The organism is Alkalibaculum bacchi (assembly GCF_937875145.1).
Lineage (GTDB): Bacteria > Bacillota > Clostridia > Eubacteriales > Alkalibacteraceae > Alkalibaculum > Alkalibaculum bacchi_A.
The window spans coordinates 1-2,283 of record NZ_CALNCS010000128.1; the positions used below are offsets into that span (position 1 = coordinate 1).

The 2,283-nt window shown below is 34.5% G+C and carries 3 protein-coding genes; 2 read left to right on the forward strand and 1 reads right to left on the reverse strand.

The annotated features are described in order from the left end of the window. Positions 1-83 precede the first annotated feature (83 nt). Positions 84-446 carry a helix-turn-helix transcriptional regulator gene (locus Q7P22_RS08140; RefSeq protein ID WP_303862936.1) on the reverse strand — a complete coding sequence of 121 codons (363 nt, stop codon included), beginning with the start codon at positions 444-446 and terminating at the stop codon, positions 84-86. 349 nt (positions 447-795) lie between these two features. On the opposite strand from Q7P22_RS08140, the gene Q7P22_RS08145 reads away from it, so the two are divergent. Both Q7P22_RS08145 and Q7P22_RS08150 read left to right on the forward strand, forming a co-directional pair. Then, a complete protein-coding gene (locus Q7P22_RS08145) occupies positions 796-1,488 on the forward strand; it encodes a response regulator transcription factor (protein WP_303862938.1) in 693 nt (230 codons plus the stop codon). Then, a partial coding sequence (locus Q7P22_RS08150; protein WP_303862940.1) for a sensor histidine kinase KdpD occupies positions 1,488-2,283 on the forward strand: 796 nt, incomplete at its 3' end. The genes Q7P22_RS08145 and Q7P22_RS08150, both read left to right, overlap by 1 nt.

Genomic DNA, 2,283 nt, shown 5'->3' on the forward strand with positions numbered 1-2,283 from the left:
TTATGCAAAATCGCAAGGTGTGTACCACCTTGCCCTGCTTGCCACTTTTGTTTGGGGAAAAATTATAAAAGAAAAAGAACGGTTCAATTTTCCGTCCTTTTCCCTGAGTTGACTTCTTGTATTCCCCTTGCAGTAGCGGTCATAATAGTTAAATCTTTGCTATCCATCCCATCAAGCAGGCTTTCAAGTTGTCTGCGTTGCGTAGATTTGCCTGCTTCTCTATTTGGAAAAAAGAATTGGTCTACCGATACATCTAAAATCGTGACAAGTTCATAAAAAATTTGTAGACTTGGATGCTGTCCACTGTTCTCAATAGATGCAATATATCGAGGAGCAATGTTCATTATATCCGCTAATTGATTTCTTGACATTCCCTTTGCATTCCTTGCTTCCTTTATCGCTTGACCTAAAGCCTTAAAATCGTATTTTTCATTTTTTTTCTTCATAAATTACTTCACCCTACTACATCTTACTGTTCATCCTTTTGTTTTGGATATGAGTACACATATCATATACATGACTTAAATGAATCATCGTATTCTTGTTATTACTCAAATTGTCATATATAATATAGAATGTAGCCAATAAAACGAATTGTGTATCATGAATTATATTTCTACCTCCAAAAAATTAAAAATGGAGAAATTAAGGTCAGTGGATATAAAAGATGATAGGAGAATAGAATATTAAGTATTCTACGTTTTAGTCGTTTATGGACGAAATCGAAAATGCAGAAAACTCTATAGATAGACGTTATAAAATAGCCATGTTAATATTGAGAAGTAATTAGAACTTATGGAGGTGGTTAATATAAAAAAGATATTGATTGTTGAAGATGATCTGTCTTTATCCAGCGGTATTGCTATCGCCTTAAAAGACAATGAACTTTCTTTTGTGCAGGTGCAAGATTTAAACTCTGCCTGGATACAAATCAAAAATACCAGTTTTGACTTGATTATATTAGATATTAATTTACCAGATGGAAATGGCCTAGATTTTTTGAAAGAACTGCGAAGAAACTCTACCGTTCCTGTAATCATATTGACCGCTAAGGATATGGAGACAGATGTAGTTACCGGTCTTGAATTGGGGGCTGATGATTATATAACCAAACCTTTTAGCTTGATGATTTTACGTGCAAGGGTTCAGACTCAATTAAGAAAAGTTGATTCAATTACTGTCGATCAAATACAGCTTGATAATTTTAAATTTGATTTTGTTAAAATGGAGTTTTCGAAAAAAAATGCTTCGATTGAGCTTAGCAAGACTGAGCAAAAACTGCTACGCATTTTACTTGAAAATAGAGGTCATACATTAACGAGAGCATGTTTAGTGGATGCTATTTGGACAAATAGTGCTGAATATGTGGACGAAAATGCTCTTTCGGTTACAGTTAAACGTCTACGAGATAAATTAGAAGATATACCATCCTCTCCTCAGTATATTAAAACTGTTTATGGTATAGGTTACACTTGGGTGGTGACGTAATGGATAATTGGATTTTTATTATTGTAATGGCTGTTGCTATTTCAGTTTCAACTGTCATTTTCGTTATTCTATTATATCGTAGAAGAATGCGAAGAATATTAGATTCACTGAACAATATGCTGGACAGAGCCATAGATGGAGATTTTACCGAATATTCCCTTGACGAATCTGCCTTGTCAGCAGTGGAAGCGAAAATGGATCAATTTTTATCTTCATCCTCGGTATCTTCTAAAAATCTAGTTGCAGAAAAAGAAAACATCAAAATTCTTATTTCAGATATTTCTCATCAGACAAAGACGCCCATTGCTAATATTATTTTATATACACAGCTTCTCGGCGAACAAGATTTGCCAGAAGATTGTGAGGTTTATATAAAAACACTATCTGAGCAGGCGGGGAAACTAGATTTTCTTATTAGTGCATTAGTAAAAATATCACGTTTGGAGAGTGGTATTATTACTGTTCAGCCGCAAAAAGGTAATTTACAAGAGCTACTTGAAAATGCAATCACTCAAATTTTTCCTAAAGCAGAAGCAAAAGAGATTGACATTCAAGCGAAATCAACTGACGGTATAGCCTATTTCGACCCAAAATGGACAGTCGAAGCCATATACAATGTTCTCGACAATGCTGTTAAGTATTCGCGGTGTCATAGCATCATCAAAATTAGAGTCATACCTTATGAGCTTTTTTTTAGGATTGATATCACTGATCAAGCTATGGGAATCGAAGAAGATGAACAGAGCAAGATATTTACTCGATTTTATCGTTCCCCAGCGGTAAGTACTAAAGAGG

Excerpts from the sequence above, each read along its gene's own strand:
- Q7P22_RS08145 (WP_303862938.1), top strand. The coding sequence starts at position 796 with ATGGAGGTGGTTAATATAAAAAAGATATTGATTGTTGAAGATGATCTG.
- Q7P22_RS08140 (WP_303862936.1), bottom strand. The coding sequence starts at position 446 with ATGAAGAAAAAAAATGAAAAATACGATTTTAAGGCTTTAGGTCAAGCG.